The following is a 24,753-nucleotide window of genomic DNA, read 5'->3' as shown; positions in this document are numbered from 1 at the left end:
AAATGAACGCTGTTCATTTTTTATTCAGTTAAATATTTTTATACAAATTAAGATTGCAATCTGGCCGTAATACCTTTATGATTCAATAACTTGTAAGCTAACTTTGGTAAAAATCTATTTAACAGATAAATCGCTTTTGTATCGCCAACACGAATAGTGTACGTATTGTTTTTTAATCCTTTTATTAAAGCATCAATTAGCACATCTGGTGTTATCGATTTACCTTCCATTCCCTCAGACATATTTGTTTTTACCAACGGCGGCAATAATTCAAATATTTTTATTCTGCTTCCAATTATCTGTAAATGATCTCGTAATGCTTCTGTATAAAAACGTACCGCAGCTTTTGATGCTGAATAAGTCGGTACAAGATTAGACGGCGTGTAACTCAATATCGATGATGTATTGATAATAGCTGCTTCTTTTCTGCTTTTAAGCATATCCAGAAAAAGATCATTTAAGAGAATAACTCCTAAGTAGTTAGTATTAATTTCTATGGCAGCTTTTTCAAAATGTTTTGAATTACTGAAACCTAAATTATCCTGGCCATTCATAATTCCGGCATTGTTATAAAGTATATCGATACCACCTATTTCATTAATTTGATTGTACAAAGCAACCGCAGCTTCCTGGCTGGACGCATCACTTTTAATGGTCGTAATGGATGGATGCATTTTTTTGGCAAGATCTAATTTTTTCTGATCTCTTCCTGTAATAATTACCTTAGCGCCTTCTGTAATAAATTGTTTTGCAGCCTCTAATCCGATTCCGGCAGAGCCGCCTGTAATCAAAATTGTCTTACCTTTTAATTCCATAATTTTTCTATTTAGTTTATTATTTCTATATTTGCTTGCAAAATGCAAGTGCAAATATAAATACATTTACTTGCAAAAAACAAGTGGTTTTAAATTTATTTTATGAAAACTCAAAAAAAGAGATCAGACTGCCCGGTAAGTTTTTCACTTGAAGCCTTTGGTGACAAGTGGTCGCTGTTGATTGTTAGAGATTTAATGCTTAAAAAAAAATGCACCTATGGCGAATTGGCAAAATCTGATGAGAAGATCGCAACTAACATTTTGGCTGCCCGGCTGCTTTCGTTAGAAGAAAACGGAATTATTCAGAAACTGGAGCATCCCGACAGCAAAGCCAAAGTATTGTATCAATTGACACAGAAAGGAGTGGATTTAATTCCAATAATTGTTGAAATTAATCTTTGGGCAGAAAAGTATACCGACATTCCTGAAAAAAGAAAGGAATTGCTGGCACAGATGAATGCTGATAAGGAAGGATTTATTAAAAATGCTTTAAAAGAACTTGAATTAAATCTATAGTATATATTACATAGCTGCTGCTTTTTTTGCCACAATAAATTTGGGCTGGAATGTGCATGACAGAAGACGCCCTCGCAGGTGTAGAACTGCCTCCAATTTTGTTACACAAGCTAAGGCGGTTTTAATAAAAGAGGTTAGCGATTTGTTTTTTGAAGCTGCATTTTCCTTCAATCCCCAACAGGACATCTAAACCAAATTCATTAAGCCACTGGGAGACAAGCGACTACATATAATAAGCCAATTCTTCAAATCATCCAAAAAAATGTTGAAATTTGTCCCGTCGGGGTCAAAACAAGCCAAATGGCGCCAATTGAAGACAATTGGCGCCATTTTTTCATTTAGCTATTAAATAGACTAACTTTTATCCATTTGTGTTTTTATTTTATTTTTTTAGTATGACAGTGAATAAAGAAGCAAAATGCAAAAAAATACATATTTACATGTAGAATAAAACAAACTTAAAATTTAGTGTGTTATAACATAATGAGATACGGATATTTATTTTTTATTTAATTTGATATTAGTACGCTCAACGGAATTTCCAGACTGCTTTTAGTTATGCCCATGACCACTACTGTACGGAAACGTTTGATGTTTTTATTTCCGAAGAAGATTCTGCGGGTAAGGCTTTCGTAATAGCTCATTGAAGGCACAACAATTACCAGAAAAAAATCCGATTCACCTGTTACATAGTAGCATTGCTGTATTTCCGGAACTGATTTGAATATTTTCTTAAATTCATCAACAACTTCAATTTTTTCGCTATCCAAGAAAACTTCCACAAGTATAGTGACGTTACTGCCTATTTTTTCTCTGTCAATAACAGAAAAATCATTTTGGATAATGCCGAGCTCTCGCATTTTTTTTATCCGGCGCTGTACCGCTGCTGCAGACAGCCCTATCTGTTCACCAATATCCCTTTGAGGTGTGAGATTATTTCTCTGAATAATTTCTAAAATTTAATGGTCTAAAGCATCTAACATTTCCAAATAGATTTTAATGAAACAAAATTGCAAATTAGCGCATAAATATAAGATAAAATCAAGTGTATTTCGAACTAATTTTGCAAGCTAAATAATTATAAAATGAAAAATAAAATTAAAAAGGGATTTTTTTTAGGGATAATAGCTGCGGCTTTCTGGGGAGTAGGCGGAACTTTGGGGCAGTATTTATTTCAGGAAAAAAATATAAATGTAGAATGGCTAATTACAGTTAGACTGCTTATTTCAGGAAGCGGCCTTTTAATCCTGGCTCACGTAACCGGCAGTAATATTTTTTCTATATTGAGTAATAAAAAAGATCTCATTCAATTACTAGTTTTCAGCATAATTGGTATGCTTGGTGTCCAGTATACCTATTTTGCAGCTATAAAGCACTCTAATGCAGCAACAGTACTACAGTTTGCTGGTCCGATATTAATTGCAGTATATTTAGCTCTTAAATACAGAAGATTTCCAACTAATCTGGAATTTACAGCAATACTATTGGCTCTAACCGGAACTTTCCTTTTAGTAACTCATGGAAGAATTGATACTCTTTCAATTTCTATTACTGCACTATTTTTGGGTATCGCTTCGGCAGTGACTTTAGCCATTTATACATTGCAGCCAAAAAATCTGCTCGCTAAATATAACTCTGCAGCTGTTATTGGCTGGGGAATGCTTATCGGCGGAGTAGCATTTAGTTTTATAAAAGCCCCCTGGCAGGCAGAAGGAATTTGGGATATCTATACCTTGTCAACAGTGGCTTTTATAATCATTTTCGGAACTTTAATAGCATTCTATTCCTATCTAAATGCAGTTAAATTGATAGGGGGACAAAAAACAAGTTTACTTGCTTCAGCCGAACCGCTTGTTGCAGTTATCTTATCGGTTATCTGGCTGAAAACACCCTTTACTTATGTTGACTGGATAGGCACAATCTGTATTATCTCCACTGTGTTTCTCCTCACAGGAAAAAGCGATAGCGGATATTAACCGGTAAATTAAATCCGTACATCCAGATAACATATTACAACTGACAGCACTTAATTATGCCACAAAAAACTTAAGCAGTTTTTAAAGATAATTTAAGTCAAAGCATTATGGCTAAATCTGGCTGGAACTTCCTGCTGTTCTGCCGCAAATAATTAACGAGTAGCCGCGATATATCTATATGGAAAGTGACAGTACACTTAAAACCTCGCCGGCAGGACTTAAAACTTCGAATTCAGTATCAACAAATCCTACAGAATAATATAATTTACTTGCAGATATATTATTCTTATGCACTGATAGCAAAACTTCATTTACATTACTAAAATATTGTGCTACAAAGCCTCTAAGCTGCAACATGGATCTTTTTCCTATTCCTTTACCTTGCGTATTGGGATTAACAGAAAGTGATCTTAAAAGAATTGCCGAATCATTATTTTTTAATTCTAATTTATCATTGCCGAAATCTAAAATAAAAAAACCAGCTGGAGCTTTATCTTCTAAAATCGTCACAATAGTTTTATTTCGATCTTCCAGATCATTTCTTTCATTTATACAATAGTCAATAGTATAAGTAAACTTTGACTGTTCTTCATTTAAGGCATAATTTAAATCAGAATAATGATTTTCTTTATACATTTCCAATTCTACCATATTTTAAATTGTTTTAAACAAAGTTAAATTTAAATATAATAATTGCTCAAAGAATATTATAAGTTGAAAATAAATGGATACCTATTTATTAGAGCCCGGGCTTTTTAAAGTAAAATAGATCTGTATGATTTTCAACGACAACTCGCTTTATGGAGTGGAAACCTTTTTTGCCACATAAACTTAAGGCGGTTTTGTAAAAAAGAAGCTCACATAAAAAACTATTAAATTGAATATTCCGCTTTAATCAAAAATTATGGTTGAATCTCCTTTTCCCATGATAACTTTACTTGTCAGACCGATAAATATTCCGTGTCCAACAATTCCATTAATATCATTTAACTTTTTAGATAAAGAAGCAGGATCAGAAATGATGCCAAAATCAGCATCTATAATATTGTTTGCCTGATCTGTTTTAAATGGTCTATCTCCTTCCATCCTAATTTTTCCAATACCATTTAATATTTTAATTTGACTTAAAATATAATTTGAAGCAAATGGAATTACTTCAATTGGGACTTTGAATTTTCCTATTTGTTTTACTTCTTTTGATGAATCCGCTATTATAATTTCTTGTTTTGTTAATGAGGCTACAATTTTTTCTCTAAGCAATGCACCCCCACCGCCTTTGATTAAAATTAAGTCAGAGGTAAATTCATCTGCTCCATCAATTGTAATATCTATTGAATTTATCAAATTAATATCAATCAAAGGAATATTTAAAGCCTCAGCAAGTTCTTTAGTTTTATTAGAAGTTGGTACCGCTTTTATTTTTAGGCCATTGCTGACAAGTTTTGCAATTTCTCTTATTGCATAAACAGAGCTTGAACCTGTACCTAATCCCACAATCATATTATCAGTTAGTAATTTAACTGCTTCTTTTGCCGCAAACTCTTTTTCTTGTTCTAAATTCATGGTTTATAAAATTTGTGAATCTTCAATTAAAAGTAGTAGTAGTAAATTCTATTACAAATTTATTTTTTAATAAATTCTGTTCTTATCCAATACACTAATATTAATTTATGTTTCCAATTTGTCATTAAAAAATACTGGAGTTTTTTAACCTAAAAACTACTTAAAAGGACACCTTCTTCATTTCAACGATTCATTTTGCCTGTTTACCTAAAATCATACTTTTTAAAGAAGTTTTCTAAAGACCTTTACATAAGAAAACAAAGCATTACTGCTTATAAATTAAAAACTTACGATTATGAAAGCAACCATTGGTATTACAGAAAAAAACACAAACGCTGTTTCTAATGAATTAGCAAAACTGTTAGCAGATGAATTTGTACTTTACACCAAAACCAGAAATGCACACTGGAATGTTACAGGCGATAATTTTCATGCGAATCACATCTTCTTTGAAAATCAGTACAAACAACTAGATGAAATCATTGACAGCGTTGCTGAACGTATGCGCAAAATTGGCCACTACGCACCTGCAACCTTAAAATCTTATATTGAACTGACGCATCTTACAGAATACAGTGAAAGAACAAACGATGGTTTAGGATTTATGAAAGATCTATTGCAAGACCATGAAAGCATCATTGAATTTATTCGTGGCAACATTACTCCTTTTGCCGATGATTACAAAGATTATGGTTCAAGCGATTTTATTACTGGTTTAATAGAAATTCATGAAGAAATGGCATGGATGATACGCTCTTACTTTAGATAAAATAACAAGGAATAAGTATATTTGTCTAAACCAAAACCAAATACCATGAAAGCGTTAATTGTTGATGACAATGATATTGCAAGAACTACTTTATCTCATTTGGCGAAACAAATTCCGAATCTTACTGTTGTAAACGAATATTCTAACGCCATTGAAGCGTATCATCATTTACAGGAAAATCAGGTAGATTTAATTTTTTTGGATATTGAAATGCCCGAGATGACAGGAATTGAGCTGACAAAAAATCTCGCAGGGAAAGATATCATCATCATTTTTACCTCTTCTAAAAAAGAATATGCGCTGGAGGCATTTGAATTGAATATCGCAGATTATATTCTAAAACCGGTTACTCCTGCCCGATTTTTACAGGCAGTAAGTAAAGCACAGTCTATCAGTGAGAGCAGAAAAGAAAATATACAATTTGGTAAAGAAGAATTTTTATTCGTTAGAGATTCTAATATTACCAGACGACTAAAACTAGATGATATTTTTTATGCTGAAGCAATGGGAGATTATGTAAAGTTTTACACCAAAGAAAAAATGTTTGCCATTCACGGCAAAATGAAAACTGCCGAAGAACGTCTGCCAAAAGATGATTTCATTAGAGTACATCGTTCTTATATTGTTTCTATTGGTAAAATTGACACTTTACAAGACGGAGGTATTATGATTAACAAAAAATTTATTCCTGTTGCAGATGCTTACAGAAAAGCACTTAACACTAGAATGAATGTATTCTAAATGTCTTTTTTCTGCTGCGTAAACTAGAATGCTATCTTATTGAATTAAGATCATACAATTTCATTTACACTTATTTATATGATAAATACGTCTACCGTAATGGGTAACAAACGCTTTAGTTATTTTATAATCAGCAGTTTTATTTTATGCAGTATATTATTGATTGCTGTACAAATTAATTCGGCTCAAAATACTAAAGAACTCATACGAAATAATAATACCCTTTTAAATGAATTGCGTTCCAGCAATCATTTAAGAGAAATTGACCGCGATATTTTGGGGGTTGAAAGCAGAATCCGAGCTTCGATCGCTACTAATGACACTACACATTTAGAAGGAATCGATCAAAAGATCAGGCAGATTAGAAATTTTCTCGATTCCCTTTCTGTAGATAATGCCGATCCTGAAGAGGAAAAGTTAATACAAAGACTCGGAGTTTTGGCTCAGGATAAAATGGTAACGAAAGGAAAATTGCTCCACCGTTACGATTCTTTAGGCAATATGGATGATGAGAGCTCCATTGCCAATCCTAAAGCCAGAATAATTTCTAATGAGATTACCGATATTACAGCTAAAATTTACCATAAGCGTCAATTGCGTATGGTTGAACTGCGAAATCTAAGTCTGGAAATGGGTCGAAGAGCAAAACTTTATGACATCTCTTTATTAGTTTTACTAGTTTTGAGTGGTGCCGTGATAGGGTATCATATTATGCGCCAATTTAGAAGACAACATTTTCTGATCAAAGAATTGGATATTGCAGAAAAAAAAGCATCCATCGCTGCTCAGACCAAAGAAAATTTTCTGGCTAATATGAGTCATGAAATCAGAACGCCGCTTAGCGGTATTTTAGGTTTCACCAATTTATTACAGAAAAGGCCTTTGGATGAAACTTCCGCAGAATTTGTGAATTCTATTCAGCGTTCGGGCGAAAATTTAATGACCATTATTAATGACATACTCGATTTATCTAAAATTGAGGCTGGAATGATGCGCATTACGCCTGGAATATTCAGCATCAACGGATTATTGGATTCGGTTGAAACGCTTTTTTCAGAACGTGTAAAAGAAAAAAAATTAACCATCTCCAGTAAAGTCGATACTTCGATTCCTGATACTTTAATTGGTGATGCCACCAGATTAACTCAAATATTGGTAAACCTCATTGGAAATGCCATAAAATTTACCCATCAGGGATCTGTAAGCATTGAGGTCTATAACAAACTACAACATGAAGACAAGGTCATTGTAGGCTTTAAAATTACGGACACGGGAATTGGAATTGATAAAGAAAAGCTAAATGAAGTCTTTGAAAGATTCAATCAAGGTGAAGATTCTACCACTCGAAATTACGGTGGGACTGGCCTAGGATTATCAATAGTAAAAAAACTGATTTTATTGCAAAACGGTGATATTGAAGTAAAAAGTGAACAAGGAAAAGGAACAACCTTTAGCTTTTATATTCCGTATGATATTGCTAAAGAACAGCTCACTTCTAAACCTATTGCCAATATTAACCACTTTAAAGATATCTCAAATACTGCTTTGAGAGTTTTAGTTGTAGATGACAACGCGATCAATCAGAGTTTAATGAAACATTTGCTTTCTCAATGGAATGTTGATTTTGAAATGGCTTCTAACGGTTTGGAAGCAGTAGAATATTTAAGCAAAAAAGATTGTGATCTGGTATTAATGGATTTACAGATGCCTCAAATGGATGGATATACGGCTGTGCAGCAAATTAGAGAAATCTTAAAACTGGATATTCCCATAATTGCCATGACAGCACATGCACTACCTGGCGAAAGAGAAAGATGTTTGAGCCGAGGAATGAACGAATACATTTCAAAACCTATAAAAGAAGAAGAACTTTTTAAACTGATTGCTGCTTTTGGACTAAAAGAATCAAATTCCGAAGAAACAAACGCTATACAATCTGATCCTGTTTTTCAACATATAGATCTTTCGTATATGCAATCTGTAAGCGCTGGCAATAAAGCTTTTGAACAAACTGTGACCAAACAGTTTATTGAGAATGTGCCACTACATTTGGAACAGCTTATGACGGCTTATCAAAATCAAGATTTTAAAATGGTGAAACTTAGAGCACATGACTTACAATCAAGTGCTGCTATAATGGGACTATTGCCTTTTTTAGAAGAAAAACTAGATATTCTTGAATTGGCTGCAGAACAAAATGCAACTTTACAGCAGATTTTAAATGATGTCGAAAAGATTCTAAACTCGTCACTCTTAGAGGCTAAAGTTTTTTTAGAATCACTATAAAATAAATAAGACAAGAGCTCGTTTTATATTCAAGAAAAACCATCTTACTACATATTATTCAATTGAAAGACTGTCTGTAAAAGGCGGTCTTTTTTGTTTTTTTTCATTTTAAAATATAGCTGTATAAAATGCCCATTTAAATAATCATACATTCATGATTACAGGCGTAATTATCGTTGTGTTCCAGTGGTTGAAACAACTGGCTATGTTTACCCATATTGAGATGATTTTTCGTTCCAATTTTAAAACATAGCCCGAGGTTTCAACCTCGGGAAACGCATTAAATACAGATCTATGATAACAACAAACGATTGATTTCGCTCTTTAAACGAGTGTTTTTGCCCATTCGATGAATAGTGGAATGCTACACAAATATAAGGCAGTAAATTTACTTCAGTTAAACATTTAAAACCAAGAAATCATGGAAATCATCCAAACCAAAGAAAACGCATTATCACACTCAGCAGTTACCGCAGTTATTAATGCTCCTATTGAAAAAGTAAATATTGCAGACTGGCTTTTAAACCTTCCGGATGCAGAATACCAACGTTGCTCAATTCAGCATATTGGTGCAGGAATTACCAGCACATACGAGGGCGAACCCATGTCTATTAATGTAGAAACAATTGGCGATGCTTTAATGGTACAGCATTATGTGGCAACAGTTCATCGTCCAGATTATTGCCGTATGTTGTCTATTTCAGATTCTATTACTAAAAATGGACGTACTAAAGTCCAGGTTTTATGGGAACTTAAAGTAACTAAAATTGATGAAAATACTTGCCTTTACACCAATGAGATTCATGCAACTGCAACACCAGAAATGTTTGAATACTTAAAAGAACACGGAGTAGATCTAGCTAGCGCTGCTGCTTCAAGACAAGCTGCTTCTGATGCACACAATCATGAAGAAACTCCAAATTTTGCTAAAAGTATAGAAAACAAAGCATTAACTGGCAAATACAATCAGCCTTTTTAATAGTATAGAAATCGAGCGCACCAATGTGCGCTCTTATTATTTTGAGTATTATGAAAAATAATTTGTTTGAAATACTAATCGGTTCTTGGACATTAGTTGAATTGATTGAAGTACCTTTAGGGGAAGGAAAAATTACAAATCCGATGGGAACCAAACCAAAAGGCATTATTATTTATAACAGTGACGGCTATATGTCGGCACAAATAATGAATACTGATTTTGAACATTCTGACACAAAAGACAGTCCTCCTTATCTCGCCTATTCTGGTCCCTTCAAAACTGATGATGAAAAACAAATAGTCAGCCATACCATGTCTGTTTCACTTTTTGAAAATTGGAGAAATGAGACACAAAACAGAAAAGTTCTTTTTAAAGATGGATTGCTTCATTTAGAAACAGAGAAACCATTTATAAGCAATTCACGTTTGGTCATTCATAAACTCACTTGGAAAAGAACAGAACAATTAAACAAAAAACATTAATCGCAAACCAAATGAAAGCAATAGTTATAACTCAATTTGGAGCTCCAGATGTACTTAAACTGCAGGATTATCCAACTCCAGAAGTAAGCGGAGACAAAGTATTAATAGAAGTTAAAGCAGCAGGTTTAAACCGCTCTGATATCTTCCAGCGTGAAGGGAATTATCCTGCACCAGCTGGAGTTTTATCTGAAATTCCAGGTTTGGAAGTTTCTGGAATTGTAGTCGAATGCGGACCAGATGTTACCAATTTAAAAATTGGTGATAAAGTCTGTGCTATTCTTGCTGGCAGTGGTTATGCAGAATATGTAAGCGTTCGGGAAGGTCAATGCCTGCCAATTCCAGCTGGACTGACTTTTGCTGAAGCAGCAAGTTTACCTGAAACAGTTTTTACAGTGTGGTCAAATGTTTTTCAGAGAGGAAACCTAAAATCTGGAGAAACTCTTTTGATTCACGGCGGTAATAGTGGCATTGGCATTACAGGAATCCAGCTTGCCAATTCTCTTGGCATTCATGTAATTGTAACAGTAGGATCTGATGAAAAAGGCCAAAAATGTCTCGATCTTGGCGCTGCTTCTTATATCAATTACAAAACCCAAGATTTTGAAACCGTTTTGCAGGAAGAAGGAGTCGATGTCATCTTAGATATGATTGGCGGTAATTACCTGAGTAAAAATGTAAACATCCTAAAACCCGAAGGCAGATTAGTTCATATTAATGCCGTAAGCGGCAGCCATGTAGATCTGGATATTTGGAAACTAATGATAAAACGTTTAACAATTACCGGAAGTACCTTAAGAAGCCGAGACTATGATTTTAAAAAACAGCTAGCAAAAGAAGTGCAGAAAAACGTTTGGCCATTAATCGAGTCAAAACAATTCAAACCGATTATTTTTAAAACCTTTCCTTTTACCGAAGCTCCTGATGCACATCGATTATTAGAAGATGGCAGTCATACGGGCAAAATTATTTTAGTTCGATAATTAGTCCGAATAAAACTTAAACCTCAAGCAAAAATAAATAGTAATATGGAAAATCAAGGCGCATCTGTTGTTATTACGCACCATATTTTGGATGGAAAAGAACAGGAATATGAAAAATGGCTGGATGAAATTGTTCCCATTACCAAACACTCCAATGGTTTTATCGATTTGCAGATCGTACGGCCAATTCCGCATTTAACGTTTGTTTACACGGTTATCATTCGATTTGACACTATTGAAAGCCTTAAATACTGGATGGAATCGGAAGACCGCAAAATGCTCATTAAAAAAGCGAATCCATTATTCAGAAAAAATGACAACTACCAGATAAAATCAGGTTTGGATTTTCTTTTTAATGCAGAAAACGAAGGAAACAAAGTTCCTGTTCGCTGGAAACAATTTCTTGTAACATGGTCTGCTATTTATCCATTGTCCCTTTTAATTCCTTTATTGGCACTCCCCTTTTTGAGATTTTTGAAAGTACCGTCAAATCATTATTTTGATGGATTAATAATTTCGGGCATCATAGTCTTTTTAATGGTATTTGTTGTAATGCCCAATTATACCAAACTGATCAAAAAATGGCTTTATAAATAATTAAAACTTCCCTCATTATAAAATCAAAAATCACTGTAGTTTGCAGTGATTTTTTTTGGTTTAAACTCTAAAGAAACAAATCCTCTACAATCAGAAAGCTTCAAATTATTCCTAAAGTTTCTCTTACTAAATTCAACGACTCATTTTGCCCATTTAACGAATTCAAACTATACTCAGCATATATCTTCAATAGCTTTACAATAGAATTAAAAACCAATACAATTAATCATCAAAAAGCTATTATTATGACTACCGAATTATTAAGTTTCAAATACGAACTAGAAAAAAAAGAACCACTCACTAATGACGGCGGTACAACAAGAGGAGCTTCCGTAAAAGATTTTCCAGCTTCTATTGGCATTGCAGGAGTTTCCATGCGACTACAGCCGGGAAGTATGCGCGAATTACACTGGCACGCAAATGCAGCAGAATGGGCTTATGTTATTTCTGGAACTGTGCGCACAACAATTATTCATCCAAATGGCAAAAGCTACACTGATAATTTTGAACCAGGCGATGTCTGGTATTTTCCAAAAGGATACGGGCATTCAATCCAAGCAACCGGAACAGAAGAGTGTCATTTTATTTTAATCTTTGATAATGGTAATTTTTCCGAAGATTACACTTTCAGCGTTACCGATTTTGTATCCTGCATGCCACCAGAAATTGTTGCTCAAAACTTGGGAATTACTTTGGAAGAAGTAGCCGCATTACCTCAAAAAGAAGCCTATTTCGCAGCCGGGATTGTTCCTGACGAATTATCGTTTACTGCCGCTTCACGACCTGAAGAATCAGATATCGAATTAACCAACTTACACCGTTATCCCTTGCATTCTCAACAGCCTAGAATAATTCCCGGTGGCGGTTTGCAAAGATTGGTAACAAGCAAAGAATTTCCTATCAGTACCACAATGGCGGGATCTATTATAGAATTACAGCCAGGCGCTTTAAGAGAAATGCATTGGCATCCCAATGCTGATGAATGGCAATATTATATTTCTGGTCAAGCCGAAATGTCTGTTTTCTTAGCAGAAAGCACAGTCGTTACCGAACAATTCAACGCTGGAGATGTCGGTTATGTGCCAATGGGTGCAGGACATTACATTAAAAATACTGGAAATACCGTTTGTAAAATCTTAATTGGATTTAATAGTGGCACCTATCAATCTATTGATTTAAGCGAATGGCTTGCAGGAAATCCAAAAGATGTCGTGGTAACCAATTTTGGTTTGGAAGAAGGCGAAATTGAAAAATTTCCTAAAAACAAACTGTTTATTCAACCGTAATCATAAGTATTATGGATGTCCAAACACAGTTCATAGATTCGTCTGAACAAACTAGATCGCAGGAGAAACTTGCCATATTTTTAGCCTTTATTGCAGGCTTTCTTGATGCTGCCGGTTTCCTAAAATGGAAAGTATATGTCTCTTTTATAAGCGGAAACAGCACACAATTGGGAATCGCATTATCCAGTGGCAAACTAAATGTACTTCTTTCGTCTTTAACGATAATTGGCTCTTTCTTCTTCGGAATATATGCTGGAACCTGCATTTCGTTGTGGAGAGAATCCAAAATTCAGACACTGCCATTTTATATCGTTTCAGGCATATTGATTGTCTATACAATGGCATCCAATTATTATACGATAAACAACGGATTGTCCATACCTATCATTCTTTTTTCAACTGGTGTTATGAATACCATTGTAACGTCTGTTGGAAGTCAAAAAATAAATACCGATTTCGTGACGGGAACTTTGAATAGTCTGGCTAGAAATACAGCAATGTTAAGTCTTTCCCGAAATAAAAACAGTCGGAAGTTTTATAAACTCAATGCTATACGGCTTTTACTATTATGGATTGGCTTTTTGCTAGGGGCATCTGTTGTACCAATTATACTTCCGTTATTCAAAAATTGGACACTTATTTTGCCTGCTGCATTACTACTTGCTTGTGCATTTTTGCTACCGATTACTGACTTTAACCTTAAAAATAAATCTTATGCTGAAGAAAAATGACGTTGCGCCAGATTTTACCTTATTTGCAACACCCGATCAAAAAATCACTTTATCAGAATTTAAAGGAAAAAACGTGATTTTAGCTTTTTATCCTGCCGACTGGAGTCCAGTTTGCAGCGACCAAATGGCACTTTACAACGAAATGCAGAAATACTTCAAGAAATATGATGCTACAATTTTCGGTGTTTCTGTAGATAGTAAATGGTGTCACATGGCCTTTTCTCAATCTAGAAATCTGCATTTTCCTTTACTGGCTGATTTCGAACCAAAAGGAGACACTTCAAAAAAATATGGTGTATACAATGAGAAAGAAGGCGAATGCAATCGTGCCCTCTTTGTAATTGACAAAGAAGGAATTATACAATGGAGTTATCTCTCGCCAATGGCTATAAACCCAGGAGCAGATGGTATTTTGGAAGCTTTAGAAAAACTATAAAACTAATTAATTATGTCACTAAAACCAGCGGTCAGTAAAACTGATCATATACAAGGAAAAAAAGATGCTAGTATAGTAATCGTAGAATACGGAGATTATCAATGTCCCTATTGCGGTGCAGCTTATCCTATTCTTAAAGAAATGATGCAGAAATACGGCAAACAGATAAAATTTGTTTTTAGAAATTTTCCGTTATCAGAAATGCATCAATACGCCCGTCCTGCAGCAATTGTGGCAGAAGCCGCGGCATTGCAGGGAAAGTTCTGGGAAATGCATGACGCCATCTACGAAAATCAGAGACTTCTAAGTGAACCTTTTTTATTAGAATTAGTAGAGAAATTGGAGCTAGATCCACATCAATTCAATGTCGATATTAAAAAATCTGAACTTGCCGCAAAAGTAGATTCTGATTTTGAAAGTGGCATTTTAAGCGGTGTAAATGGCACACCTTCTTTTTTTGTCAATGGTAGAAAATTTAACGCAGGCGCAGAAGATCTCTTGCAACTGATGAGTGAAATCGTGAAATAAATAGTTCAAAAATTAAATCTAAAAATCGAATAGTATGCTCTCAATTAATGAATGAAAGTATATTTTTTGAATCTATTTTTAATTAAATTTACGTAAGAACTTCAATTACAATATCATGGAAATAAATTATACGGAATTAGTTTCCATCAAACACGTAAGTGTCCAAAGAATAGAAAATAACGGAACCTTATCGTTTTTAGATACGCTTTCTGTTGAAGAACCTCTTGAAATCAGGCTTTCTTACGGTTCTAATTCAGAGAGAATTCAAAAGAATATTTCGGTTACCATGCGAACTCCGGGCAATGATATTGATCTTGCGATTGGTTTTCTGTTTACAGAAGGAATTATTACTTCTTTTGAAGATATTCAAGATGCTTTTTCAATAAAAATGAATTGCTTATCACAAAAACAAAACATTGTTCAGGTCGATCTTAAAGAAGGTTTTACTCCAAATTTGATGCAGACAGATCGAAATTTCTACACGACTTCAAGTTGTGGCGTATGCGGAAAAAGTTCTATTCAATCTATAAAAACGGTAAGCCCATTTGGAAATTTGATGAGACCGCAGATCCAGATTCATGCATCTATTTTTTATCAATTACCCAAAAAATTAAGAATTGCTCAAAGCGATTTTGAATCCACTGGCGGTCTTCATGCCTCAGGGCTTTTTAATATTCAAGGCGATTTGATTCTTTTAACTGAAGATGTTGGAAGACATAATGCATTAGACAAATTGATCGGAAGATCTCTTGCAAATCAATCGCTGCCATTAAATGAACATATTTTGCTTCTAAGCGGAAGAGCAAGTTTTGAGCTAATCCAAAAAGCAGCAATGGCGGGAATTTCTATTATTGCTTCTATTGGCGCTCCATCCAGTTTGGCCGTAGAACTAGCGGCAGAGTTTAATATTACACTTTTAGGATTTCTAAAAGAAAATCGATTGAATATATACAACTCATCGGAACAAACCGTAATCGTAACACAATAGCCATTAAACCATAATACAATGAAGAAAGATCCACAACAAAAAACAGATGATTTAACTCATAAATTACCTGATGCAGAAAATCCGTACCAGCTTTCGAAACTTAAATTAACAAAAGTAGAAAAATGGGCTGCCGGCGTTCCTGCGGTTATGGCTGCGGTAAGCGATCTTATAGAAGATAAAACCATTCTAAGAGGCGGAAAAGCTTTATTTAAAATGAATCAAATGGGAGGTTTTGATTGTTCCAGCTGCGCATGGCCAGATCCTGATGATGATCGATCTCCATTGGGCGAATATTGTGAAAACGGAGCAAAAGCTTTAGCTGAAGAAGCTACAACCAAAAAAGTTGATGCTGCTTTCTTTAAAGAAAACTCTGTTTACAGTCTTTCAAAATTAGACGATTACCAAATTGGAAAAATGGGAAGATTGACCGAACCGATGTATTTACCTGCTGGCGGCACACATTATCAACCCATAAGTTGGAATGAAGCTTTTACAAAAATTGCTTCACATTTAAAGGCACTTGAATCTCCAAATGAAGCGGCCTTTTATACTTCGGGAAGAACCAGTAATGAAGCTTCCTTTCTTTATCAGCTTTTTGCAAAAGAATTTGGAACCAACAATATGCCAGATTGTTCCAATATGTGCCACGAAACCTCTGGAACGGCTTTGAAAACTACAATCGGAATTGGAAAAGGAACTGTTACTTTAGAAGATTTTTATGATACCGATGTGATTGTAATAATCGGACAAAATCCAGGAACGAATGCTCCGAGAATGCTGAGCGCTTTAGAAAAAGGCAAAAAAAATGGTGCAAAAATTATTGCGGTTAATCCGTTACCCGAAGCTGGATTAATGGGATTCCATAATCCACAGGCTATAAAAGGGATAATTGGATCAGGCGGAAAACTTACCGATCTTTTTCTTCCGATAAAAATAAACGGCGATATGGCACTTTTAAAAGCTATTGAACTTTTGCTAATTAAATTGGAAAAGAAAAACCCAGGTGAAGTTTTTGATCATGAATTTATTAAAGACAAAACAACTGGTTTTGAAAATTTTGAGAAACAGTTTGAAAATTTAGACTTGGATCATCTTGCCTTTCTATCTGGAGTTCCAAAAGATTTAATTATCGAAGCTGCAGAAATACTGGCTTTCAAAAAAAGAATTATCATTTGCTGGGGAATGGGACTTACCCAGCAGCCAAATGGTGTCGATATGATCCGAGAGATTGTCAATATTTTATTGATTAAAGGAAGTATTGGTAAACCCGGCGCAGGAGTCTGTCCCGTTCGCGGACACAGTAATGTTCAAGGAAACAGAACCATGCTTATTGATGAAAAACCTACAAATGAGCAATTAGATCGTCTTGAAAATTACTTTGGATTTAATCCCCCGAGAATTCACGGTTATGATGTGGTTGGAACGATAAAAGCGATTCATGAAGAGAAAGTAAAATTTATGTTCTGTATGGGCGGTAATTTTCTATCGGCGGCACCAGATACTACTTATACCGCAGAAGCATTTAGAAAACTGAAACTGCTGGTCTGTGTCTCGACAAAACTCAATAGAGGCCATTTGATACATGGAAAAGAATCTCTTATCCTTCCTACACTTTCCCGAAGTGATATGGATATCGTTAATGGTGAAGTGCAGATTATCAGTACAGAAAATTCTATGGGCGTGGTGCAGTCTTCAAAAGGCGTGCTTAAACCTATCTCGGATCAGTTGATAAACGAAACTCAAATTGTCTGCCGAATGGCGATGGCTGTTCTTGGAGAAAAATCAGTTATCGATTGGAAACGTTATCATGACAGTTATGATGATGTGAGAGAAGCTATTGAAAATTGCATTCCGGGTTTTGAAAATTACAATAGTAGAGTTCGCGAAAAAGGCGGTTTTTATCTGCCTAATGCTCCTCGTCATGGTCAATTTACTGCTAAAGAATCTGCTGATCGTGCGGCATTTACTTTAACAGAAATTCCAGATAATGAATTAGCTCCAGATGAATACATGATGGCCACAACTCGTACCCATGACCAGTTTAATACTACTATTTATGGTATGGATGATCGTTATAGAGGAATAAAAAATGAACGCCGTGTTATTTTCATGAATCAAAATGATATTGATAAAGCAGGATTTAAAGCGGGAGACAAAGTAGATCTCTTTAATTATAATGATGGCATTGAAAGAATTGCGCCTTTATTCCTTATCGTATCTTATCAAATTCCAGAGCGAAATACAGTCACTTATTTTCCTGAAACCAATGTTTTGGTTTCTGTAAATAATGTGGTGAAAGAAAGTAATATGCCAGCTTCTAAATACGTGAAAATAAAAGTAAAAAAACACGATCCCGCCATCTACGAAAAGATAAAACACATATAATTCTTTTCAAATAAAAATAAGTTAGCGAAGACTTTTGAGGCATTTATTTAGATTAAAAATAGTAATAGCGCTGTTACAATTCATTACTTAATCTAGGTTAATAGACTGCTCTACTCTTCCTATATAAATTTGTCAAAGAAATCTAAGTCAAATAAAAAATGATAAAAACTTAGAATTTAACGACAATACCAAAATTAGGATACTCTTAATTTTATTAATCTTAAAACCAAAAAAATGAGCACAATTACAGTAAAAGACGGAACAGAAATTTATTATAAAGATTGGGGAACAGGACAACCTATCGTTTTTCACCACGGATGGCCTTTATCAGCAGACGACTGGGATGCGCAAATGATGTTTTTCTTAAAACAAGGATATAGAGTTATTGCTCACGACAGACGCGGACACGGTCGTTCTGGTCAAAGTTCTGAAGGCAACAATATGGAAACCTATGCTGCAGACGTAGCAGAATTGACCGCAGCACTAGACTTAAAAGATGCGATTCATATTGGCCACTCAACTGGCGGAGGGGAAGTAATTCGCTACGCATCAAAATATGGAAAAGGACGTGTTTCTAAAGCCATTATTATTAGTGCTGTTACGCCAATCATGATCAAAAATGAGGCAAATCCTGATGGTGTCCCATTGTCTGTTTTTGACGAAATTAGAGAAGGAACGGGATTTAGCAGAGCACAATATTTTTATGATTTCCCAATCGCTTTCTACGGATGGAACCGCGAAGGAAAAACAATTCAAGAAGGTATCAAACACAATTGGTGGCGTCAAGGAATGATGGGTTCTGTACTGGCTCACTATGAAGGTATTAAAGCTTTCTCTGAATCCGATTTCACAGAAGATTTAAAAAGTTTAGACATACCTGTATTAGTTCTTCACGGAGAAGATGATCAGATTGTTCCATATAATCAGGCACCTAAAGCTGCTGCTCTTTTGAAAAACGGAAAACTAATTTCTTATCCTGGATTTCCTCACGGTATGCCGACTACAGAGGCAGAAACGATTAATAACGATATTTTAGAATTTATCAAATCTTAAATATATCCTGATTTTTTAAATAAAAGCCTCCAGTCTACATTTTGATTCTGGAGGTTTTTATTTTTGATTTCTTTGATGATCTGTTGTCTAAAAATTAAATTGTTTTCATGTTTAAACATTTGATATCATAATCGAATAACAAAATAGATAAAACTTTACTCATAACAAATATGTAAAGCAGTAAATCAAATTTTGTGGCAAATTCGTAGCATATGAGATTTGGAGTGGATATCTTTTTTGACGCAAAAATTTAAGGAAGTTTTTAATTAAAGAATTTAACTATCTGCTTTTTGACACTACATTTTTCAATCAATCCCCAACAGGACATCCAAACCAAATTCTTTAAGCTAATGAAATACAGCCTTTACCAGTAGTAAGCCAATCTCTTCAAATCTTCCATAAAATTTATAGAAATTTGTCCTGTTGCTGTCACCACAGCCAAATGGCGCCAATTGAAGACAATTGACGCCATTTTTTTTAAAAAAAATATTAATCAATATATTAGCGAATTTTTTATTTTCGTTTCCTTTTAAAAAAAACTAAAAATAAGGAAATAGTTTAGAGAAAAATATATAATCCCAATAAAATAAAGAGAAATTTTAAATTTAAATTGCGATAACCTAACAGGTAACAGGATTCGAACACATAGAATGTGGCAGAAATTAAGTTTTCTAAAATCATCTATAATATATTTATTCAATCATTTTTCTAAACAGCATTTTCATTGATTCGGAATCTATTATATTCATGTCTACCAATTTTAATGATTTAACCATTTTAATTGTGGTTGTTTTATATTTTTGAAAATGAGGTGTTTTTAAATGCGATTGATAAGCATCGTTATCATTATAGATCTCTAGTATTCTTACTTGCGTTGAATCATTTTTTTGATACATTGGAAATATTGCCAGTACACCAGGTTCTAATTTTACTGAAACCGAAGACTCCTCTTTTAATATGGCTTTATATTCGGATAAATATTCAGGGTAAATTTCAATTTCCGAAAGACGAACCATCCTATCTTTTTTTTGAGCTGACATATTGCTGAAAGTTAAAAACATTGATGCAAATATTAAATACAAGAATAAACTATTTGGATAATTGCTCTGCAAATTATGGATTAACTTTTTCATTTATAATGATTTTAATATTACACTAAGAATTCTTTAAGGTGGATAGGATAATTTTCTAAATCTTTACTAATATCCCCGTCCTTATATATATCGTAGCAGTTATAATCTGGAATTATATCTACACCGCAAAAACGGTAATTACTCGTAATTGGTATAAAGAAGTCTGCTGTACTTCTTCCTTGAAACAAAACTTGTTTTGGGTCATCAAAACTTGCTTTAGGTGCATTCCAAGTGGCAGAAACCATAATTTTTTTACCTTGCAAATATCCTCCAGTTCCATATTGTCGGGATGGATCTTCTCTTGCTCTTCCATCATTTTCAAGAAATTTTTTACTAATTCCTGCACTGCTGAATACATCATCAACATATTTTGTAAATCCAGGGTGCCCCAAACCAATTGATGGGTGTTTGCAAAATGATAATATCTGCCTGCAAATGTTTTTCTACTTCTTCCTCAGCATCGTAACCATCTTCCACCTTTGTTTCCAAAATTACAAAATTATTTGCTTTGAAGAATTCTTTCGCTTTCTGATAAAATGACCCATTCAATAAGCCTTCACTAAAATTCGGGTAAGTTAAATGCGTATTAATTAGCAATACTTTTTTTGGGTTTTCCATCTAAATTCTATTTAATATCTTTTGTTGTCGAAATTTTATAAGTCAAATACCGTTTTCAAATGGGCTGGGTAATTTTCTAAATCTCCAACAATATCTCCGTCTTTAAAAATATCAAAACAGTTGTAATCTGCTACTACATCTACACCACAGAAACGATAATTACTTGTAATTTGAATTAAAACATCCGCCGTACTTCTACCTTGAAACAAAACCTGATTCACATCATCAAAACTTGCTTTAGGCGCATTCCATGTTGCAGAAACCATGAATTTCTTGCCTTGTAAGTGTCCACCAGTTCCGTATTGACGAGATGGATCTTCTCTTGTTCGCCCATCATCGCTAAGAAATTTTTTGCTCATTAGTCCGCTATTGAAAACTTCATCCGCATATTTTTTATAGATCCAAGGCGCTCCAAACCAATTGATGGGCGTTTGCAAAATGATAATGTCTGCTTCCAGATGTTTTTCAACTTCCTCGTTTGCATCATAACCATCTTCCACTTTGGTTTCCAAAACTTCAAAATTGTTAGTTTCGAAAAATTCTTTAGCCTTTTGGTTGAATGAATCATTCAGTTTGCCTTCGCTCCAGTTAGGATACGTTAAATGTGTATTGATTAATAGAACTTTTTTTGTCGTACTCATTTTAATTTTATTTAAATATTTTTGATTGATTAATAGTTTAAAGGCCAAATACTTTTTTCAAATATTTCGGATAATTTTCCAAATCTTCTTTGATATGCTTGTTATGAAAAACATCGTAGCAATAACCCCGGAAGTACAGTATAGCCAACAAATGAATAATTTGCACCTATATTAGACAAAGCATCATCGGCGCTTTTGCCTTTCCAAAGAGGCTGATTTGGATTGTTGAAACTTTCTTCAGGAGCATTCCATGTAGCAGAAAGTAAAAACTTTGGTTCTGTCGCATCTGCCAGAATCAAATATAAGAATTTAACCAATTTTAAAATTAAACGGCCAATTTACAGAATGATTTAAACATAGTTATCCCTGGACTAACCATCTGATTCTTTCTCAACATATGCACAACTTCAATTCCGCTCAATGTTCGTCGAGCCGATTCAAAACTTTTAAAGCCTAATCCGTTTTGTATGCGCCACTTGATAAAACGATGATCCTGTTCTACAATATTGTTGAGATATTTACACTGCCGGATTTTTATCTTTGAGAACGAACGTTTGTTATAGACTTTGATAGCTGCAGTATTAGAACCGCTTTTATCAATGTTTATAACTTTTGGCCGGCAGTTATTACTAATTGCTCTAATTAGAAAAGACTGAGCGCACATTCTCTGTCTTTTTCTTGTCAAAAGAAAGTCTACTGTATTGCCTAATTTATCTACTGCTCTATATAAATAACACCAAACACCTTTAACTTTGATATAGGTCTCATCTAATCTCCAGCTCACCCCCACTTTGCCCTTTCTCTTCTTCAACTCGGACTCAAGCAAAGGCGCAAACTTATAAACCCAACGTTGGATTGTGGCATGATCAACAGAAACTCCTCGCATTTTCATGATCTCCTCAACATCCCGATAACTAACTGTAAATCTTAATTTGAAATACACGGCCTGAAGAATTATGTGTTTTGGGTAACAATGACATTTAGTATTCATTTTTTGTTAGTTTTGAAAAACCAAAGTTAAAAAGTATTCCAAATGCGACAGAACCAATAAAAAAAGCTATTACTAAAAAGACAATTAAAATTGGGTTCATGGTGATATTAATATTTTAAAAATACAAATAAATAAATCGTTTTTTTTAATAAGTATTAAATTACTTTCGTGCTTTTAACATTTAATTATTTATAATGAACTCTAAAAGCTTTTTATTTCCAATCATAGGAATTGGGATTTTATTCTCAAGTTGTGTTGAGAAAGGCGAGATGCGATGTATACTTCCTAAAACTACTATCAGCAGTAACTCACCAATTATTTCGGGTGACCCAATTATGTTAAAGACACCTAAAATTGAAGGGGCAGCGTATTACTGGACCGGACCAAATGGTTTTGAATCCAATGTTCAGAATCCCATTATTTCTGCTTCTACAGCAGATATGTCCGGCGAATATAAACTTGTAACCTCTATTGGAATTTGCAAAACAGAAGAATTAGCAACAGAAGTTACTGTAATAAAAAATGTTACGACATGTGCTGTTAATAATTATGAGATGACTTTTGTAAATGCTCCGTTTGGAAAACAAACATTTATTCCGCACTATACTGATGGACATGGTACTACAGAGAATAGTTATACTTTGAATACAGGTAATCTTGACCTTAATTTAAATGTGTTTTTTAAAGGAAATGATATTCCTAAAACGGGTAATTATACAATAGTAAATTCATCTGCTGCTCTCACTGCTAATACAGTTCATGTTGATTTTAACTGGAATTCTATTTTATATTATCAAGCTATTTCTGGAGATGTGTCTGTTTCTTTTTCTAATGGAAAATTTATGGTTACTTTTTGTGATGTCCCTTTTGCAAATATAAAGAGTAACAATAATCAAAAAGAGTTTACAGCATCAACCAAGTTTACTGAAAACTAGTTTAATCAATTAAAATGATAATAATGAAGAATTTATTTTTTTTAGTATTCTTTTTTAGTTTGAATTCTTATTCTCAAAATTCTTTCATTCTAAAAAAAGATGGAACTAAAATAGAAATATCTGATAAGTTTACTGATTTTCAGGTCATAAATATAGATAAGAGAATTTCATATGTAGTTCCAGGAAAAACATGGGAAAAGTACATAACCTACAAAGATTTAGATTATGCCTCTTTCGGGCAGTATGTTTTTAAATCTTTTAAAATTAAAAAGAAACAAAAAGGTTACTTTGTTCTAGCCGATGATGTGGACAAACGATTGGTTTGTCTGGTTACTGCAGTAACAACAAAACAAGGTAAAAGCCTTTATTCTACAATAACTTATTATGATGTTTTGGTTTTAGATTTAGGTGACAATATTATTGAAACTCTTTATTTTAAAGGAACCAGCAAAAGTGCGGATAATGTCGGATTAAGGAAGAAGGTGCCGGAATTGATTAAAAGAAATTTTCAAAACTGTCCGAAAGTTATTGAGAGAATGGAATCCTTTAATACTAATGACGAATATTTTATGGATATTCTTGGTTTTTTTGATTCGCCTGTTTATTTAAAATGCAACTAATATTTACATTACAATTATGATACAAAAATTACATTTATTTATTTTATTTTTTATTACTGTTTCCATCCATGCGCAAGTTCCCCGCGGATTTTCTTTTGGCTTAGGAATGAATCAAACCATGCTTGATTCCAAAGACTTACTTGCAGATTCTAATATAAGCTATAATGCAGGACTTACTTTTAATATGGGATATCACGAAAGTTTTAATTATGAAATCACTACTTTAATAAGCGGTAATGCATTAAAATTAGACTACGTAAATTCTGAGGCTTTAACTGTTCGTCAAGCAAAATATATTTTACACAGCTTTGATGTTGGTTTTAATATGAATTATTATATTATAACTCCTGACGAAGATAAATTTTATTTTGGTCCTTCAGCAGGTGTTTATATTTCTGCAAATACTGGTCAGCTTGATGCTAAGGAAGATGCAAATGATCAATATTATCTGCCTTACAGGCTTACTGAAAACAGTCTGGCAGATATTAATAAATTGAATTATGGAGTCTCTTTTGGATTAACTGGAGGTTACAACAAATTTAGGCTTGCTTTAAAATATAATCTTGGACTGTCTAATTTATTAAGTGATGTTCAAACAGACAGTTACTCTGAGACAAATACTTATACGGGACCTTCTTTAGAAGGTAAGCTGCATAGCGTTTCTCTAATCTTATATTATAAAATATTTAGATAGCAAATAAAAA

The 24,753-nt window shown here is 33.9% G+C and carries 29 protein-coding genes; 19 read left to right on the top strand and 10 right to left on the bottom strand.

The window, feature by feature from the left end:
• Positions 1–47: 47 nt before the first annotated feature.
• Positions 48–815 (bottom strand): SDR family oxidoreductase, encoded by a 768-nt coding sequence (locus PQ462_RS11130; RefSeq protein WP_274253543.1) that lies wholly within the window; start codon positions 813–815, stop codon positions 48–50.
• Between the two features lie 102 nt (positions 816–917).
• On the opposite strand from PQ462_RS11130, the gene PQ462_RS11125 reads away from it, so the two are divergent.
• Complete coding sequence (locus tag PQ462_RS11125) at positions 918–1,331, top strand: winged helix-turn-helix transcriptional regulator (protein WP_274253542.1); 414 nt, start codon at positions 918–920, stop codon at positions 1,329–1,331.
• 509 nt (positions 1,332–1,840) lie between these two features.
• Here PQ462_RS11125 and PQ462_RS11120 read toward each other — a convergent pair.
• Complete coding sequence (locus PQ462_RS11120; protein WP_274253722.1) at positions 1,841–2,278, bottom strand: Lrp/AsnC family transcriptional regulator; 438 nt, start codon at positions 2,276–2,278, stop codon at positions 1,841–1,843.
• A gap of 138 nt (positions 2,279–2,416) precedes the next feature.
• On the opposite strand from PQ462_RS11120, the gene PQ462_RS11115 reads away from it, so the two are divergent.
• The gene (locus PQ462_RS11115; RefSeq protein ID WP_274253541.1) at positions 2,417–3,307 is read left to right on the top strand and encodes a DMT family transporter; all 891 of its coding nucleotides are present in this window, start codon (positions 2,417–2,419) and stop codon (positions 3,305–3,307) included.
• Positions 3,308–3,481: 174 nt separating this feature from the next.
• On the opposite strand, the gene PQ462_RS11110 is transcribed toward PQ462_RS11115, so the two are convergent.
• Both PQ462_RS11110 and rpiA read right to left on the bottom strand, forming a co-directional pair.
• Positions 3,482–3,958, bottom strand: a complete 477-nt coding sequence (locus PQ462_RS11110; RefSeq protein ID WP_274253540.1) for a GNAT family N-acetyltransferase — start codon at positions 3,956–3,958, stop codon at positions 3,482–3,484.
• Between the two features lie 240 nt (positions 3,959–4,198).
• Positions 4,199–4,870: a ribose-5-phosphate isomerase RpiA gene (gene rpiA / locus PQ462_RS11105; RefSeq protein WP_035644100.1), complete on the bottom strand. Its 672-nt coding sequence runs from the start codon at positions 4,868–4,870 to the stop codon at positions 4,199–4,201.
• 295 nt (positions 4,871–5,165) lie between these two features.
• Between rpiA and PQ462_RS11100 the strand changes: the two genes are divergently transcribed.
• The 14 genes from PQ462_RS11100 (at position 5,166) to PQ462_RS11035 (ending at position 19,111) form a co-directional block, all read left to right on the top strand.
• Entirely contained in the window at positions 5,166–5,639 is a 474-nt protein-coding gene (locus tag PQ462_RS11100) for a Dps family protein (RefSeq protein WP_274253539.1), read from the top strand.
• A 45-nt stretch (positions 5,640–5,684) separates the two neighbouring features.
• Positions 5,685–6,380 carry a LytR/AlgR family response regulator transcription factor gene (locus PQ462_RS11095; RefSeq protein WP_274253538.1) on the top strand — a complete coding sequence of 232 codons (696 nt, stop codon included), beginning with the start codon at positions 5,685–5,687 and terminating at the stop codon, positions 6,378–6,380.
• Positions 6,381–6,458: 78 nt separating this feature from the next.
• Positions 6,459–8,666, top strand: a complete 2,208-nt coding sequence (locus tag PQ462_RS11090) for an ATP-binding protein (protein ID WP_274253537.1) — start codon at positions 6,459–6,461, stop codon at positions 8,664–8,666.
• A gap of 421 nt (positions 8,667–9,087) precedes the next feature.
• Positions 9,088–9,645, top strand: a complete 558-nt coding sequence (locus tag PQ462_RS11085) for a hypothetical protein (RefSeq protein ID WP_274253536.1) — start codon at positions 9,088–9,090, stop codon at positions 9,643–9,645.
• A 50-nt stretch (positions 9,646–9,695) separates the two neighbouring features.
• On the top strand, positions 9,696–10,127 hold the full coding sequence (locus PQ462_RS11080) for a lipocalin-like domain-containing protein (protein ID WP_274253535.1): 432 nt from the start codon (positions 9,696–9,698) through the stop codon (positions 10,125–10,127).
• Between the two features lie 11 nt (positions 10,128–10,138).
• A complete protein-coding gene (locus tag PQ462_RS11075) occupies positions 10,139–11,107 on the top strand; it encodes an NAD(P)H-quinone oxidoreductase (protein ID WP_274253534.1) in 969 nt (322 codons plus the stop codon).
• A gap of 45 nt (positions 11,108–11,152) precedes the next feature.
• Positions 11,153–11,704 (top strand): antibiotic biosynthesis monooxygenase, encoded by a 552-nt coding sequence (locus PQ462_RS11070; protein ID WP_274253533.1) that lies wholly within the window; start codon positions 11,153–11,155, stop codon positions 11,702–11,704.
• 245 nt (positions 11,705–11,949) lie between these two features.
• A complete protein-coding gene (locus tag PQ462_RS11065; protein WP_274253532.1) occupies positions 11,950–12,990 on the top strand; it encodes a cupin domain-containing protein in 1,041 nt (346 codons plus the stop codon).
• Positions 12,991–13,001: 11 nt separating this feature from the next.
• Entirely contained in the window at positions 13,002–13,721 is a 720-nt protein-coding gene (locus PQ462_RS11060) for a YoaK family protein (protein ID WP_274253531.1), read from the top strand.
• Positions 13,705–14,157, top strand: coding sequence for a redoxin domain-containing protein (locus PQ462_RS11055; RefSeq protein WP_274253530.1), 453 nt, complete (start codon positions 13,705–13,707; stop codon positions 14,155–14,157). Before PQ462_RS11060 ends, PQ462_RS11055 begins: the two co-directional genes overlap by 17 nt.
• Before the next feature lie 12 nt (positions 14,158–14,169).
• Positions 14,170–14,685, top strand: coding sequence for a DsbA family protein (locus PQ462_RS11050; RefSeq protein WP_274253529.1), 516 nt, complete (start codon positions 14,170–14,172; stop codon positions 14,683–14,685).
• A 115-nt stretch (positions 14,686–14,800) separates the two neighbouring features.
• Entirely contained in the window at positions 14,801–15,673 is an 873-nt protein-coding gene (fdhD, locus tag PQ462_RS11045; RefSeq protein ID WP_274253528.1) for a formate dehydrogenase accessory sulfurtransferase FdhD, read from the top strand.
• Between the two features lie 18 nt (positions 15,674–15,691).
• On the top strand, positions 15,692–18,058 hold the full coding sequence (locus PQ462_RS11040; protein ID WP_274253527.1) for an FdhF/YdeP family oxidoreductase: 2,367 nt from the start codon (positions 15,692–15,694) through the stop codon (positions 18,056–18,058).
• 234 nt (positions 18,059–18,292) lie between these two features.
• Entirely contained in the window at positions 18,293–19,111 is an 819-nt protein-coding gene (locus PQ462_RS11035) for an alpha/beta fold hydrolase (RefSeq protein ID WP_274253526.1), read from the top strand.
• A 692-nt stretch (positions 19,112–19,803) separates the two neighbouring features.
• On the opposite strand, the gene PQ462_RS11030 is transcribed toward PQ462_RS11035, so the two are convergent.
• From PQ462_RS11030 to PQ462_RS11005, 6 genes are all read right to left on the bottom strand, one after another.
• Positions 19,804–20,244 carry a putative quinol monooxygenase gene (locus tag PQ462_RS11030; protein ID WP_274253525.1) on the bottom strand — a complete coding sequence of 147 codons (441 nt, stop codon included), beginning with the start codon at positions 20,242–20,244 and terminating at the stop codon, positions 19,804–19,806.
• 17 nt (positions 20,245–20,261) lie between these two features.
• Complete coding sequence (locus PQ462_RS11025) at positions 20,262–20,636, bottom strand: NAD(P)H-dependent oxidoreductase (protein ID WP_274253524.1); 375 nt, start codon at positions 20,634–20,636, stop codon at positions 20,262–20,264.
• Entirely contained in the window at positions 20,605–20,862 is a 258-nt protein-coding gene (locus tag PQ462_RS11020) for an NAD(P)H-dependent oxidoreductase (protein ID WP_274253523.1), read from the bottom strand. Before PQ462_RS11020 ends, PQ462_RS11025 begins: the two co-directional genes overlap by 32 nt.
• Before the next feature lie 35 nt (positions 20,863–20,897).
• Entirely contained in the window at positions 20,898–21,503 is a 606-nt protein-coding gene (locus PQ462_RS11015; protein WP_274253522.1) for an NAD(P)H-dependent oxidoreductase, read from the bottom strand.
• 101 nt (positions 21,504–21,604) lie between these two features.
• Positions 21,605–21,820 carry a hypothetical protein gene (locus PQ462_RS11010; protein WP_274253521.1) on the bottom strand — a complete coding sequence of 72 codons (216 nt, stop codon included), beginning with the start codon at positions 21,818–21,820 and terminating at the stop codon, positions 21,605–21,607.
• An 8-nt stretch (positions 21,821–21,828) separates the two neighbouring features.
• Entirely contained in the window at positions 21,829–22,494 is a 666-nt protein-coding gene (locus PQ462_RS11005) for an IS6 family transposase (protein WP_274253520.1), read from the bottom strand.
• Between the two features lie 194 nt (positions 22,495–22,688).
• On the opposite strand from PQ462_RS11005, the gene PQ462_RS11000 reads away from it, so the two are divergent.
• The 3 genes from PQ462_RS11000 to PQ462_RS10990 are packed head-to-tail and all read left to right on the top strand — an operon-like array spanning position 22,689 to position 24,743.
• Positions 22,689–23,429: a hypothetical protein gene (locus PQ462_RS11000; protein WP_274253519.1), complete on the top strand. Its 741-nt coding sequence runs from the start codon at positions 22,689–22,691 to the stop codon at positions 23,427–23,429.
• A 23-nt stretch (positions 23,430–23,452) separates the two neighbouring features.
• Positions 23,453–24,049: a hypothetical protein gene (locus tag PQ462_RS10995; RefSeq protein WP_274253518.1), complete on the top strand. Its 597-nt coding sequence runs from the start codon at positions 23,453–23,455 to the stop codon at positions 24,047–24,049.
• 16 nt (positions 24,050–24,065) lie between these two features.
• On the top strand, positions 24,066–24,743 hold the full coding sequence (locus tag PQ462_RS10990) for an outer membrane beta-barrel protein (protein WP_274253517.1): 678 nt from the start codon (positions 24,066–24,068) through the stop codon (positions 24,741–24,743).
• The last annotated feature ends 10 nt before the right edge of the window (positions 24,744–24,753 follow it).

It is taken from the genome of Flavobacterium sp. KACC 22758, from assembly GCF_028736135.1.
GTDB lineage: Bacteria > Bacteroidota > Bacteroidia > Flavobacteriales > Flavobacteriaceae > Flavobacterium > Flavobacterium johnsoniae.
The sequence above is the reverse complement of the archived record's forward strand: the minus strand, read 5'-3'. Positions and strand labels throughout refer to the sequence as shown.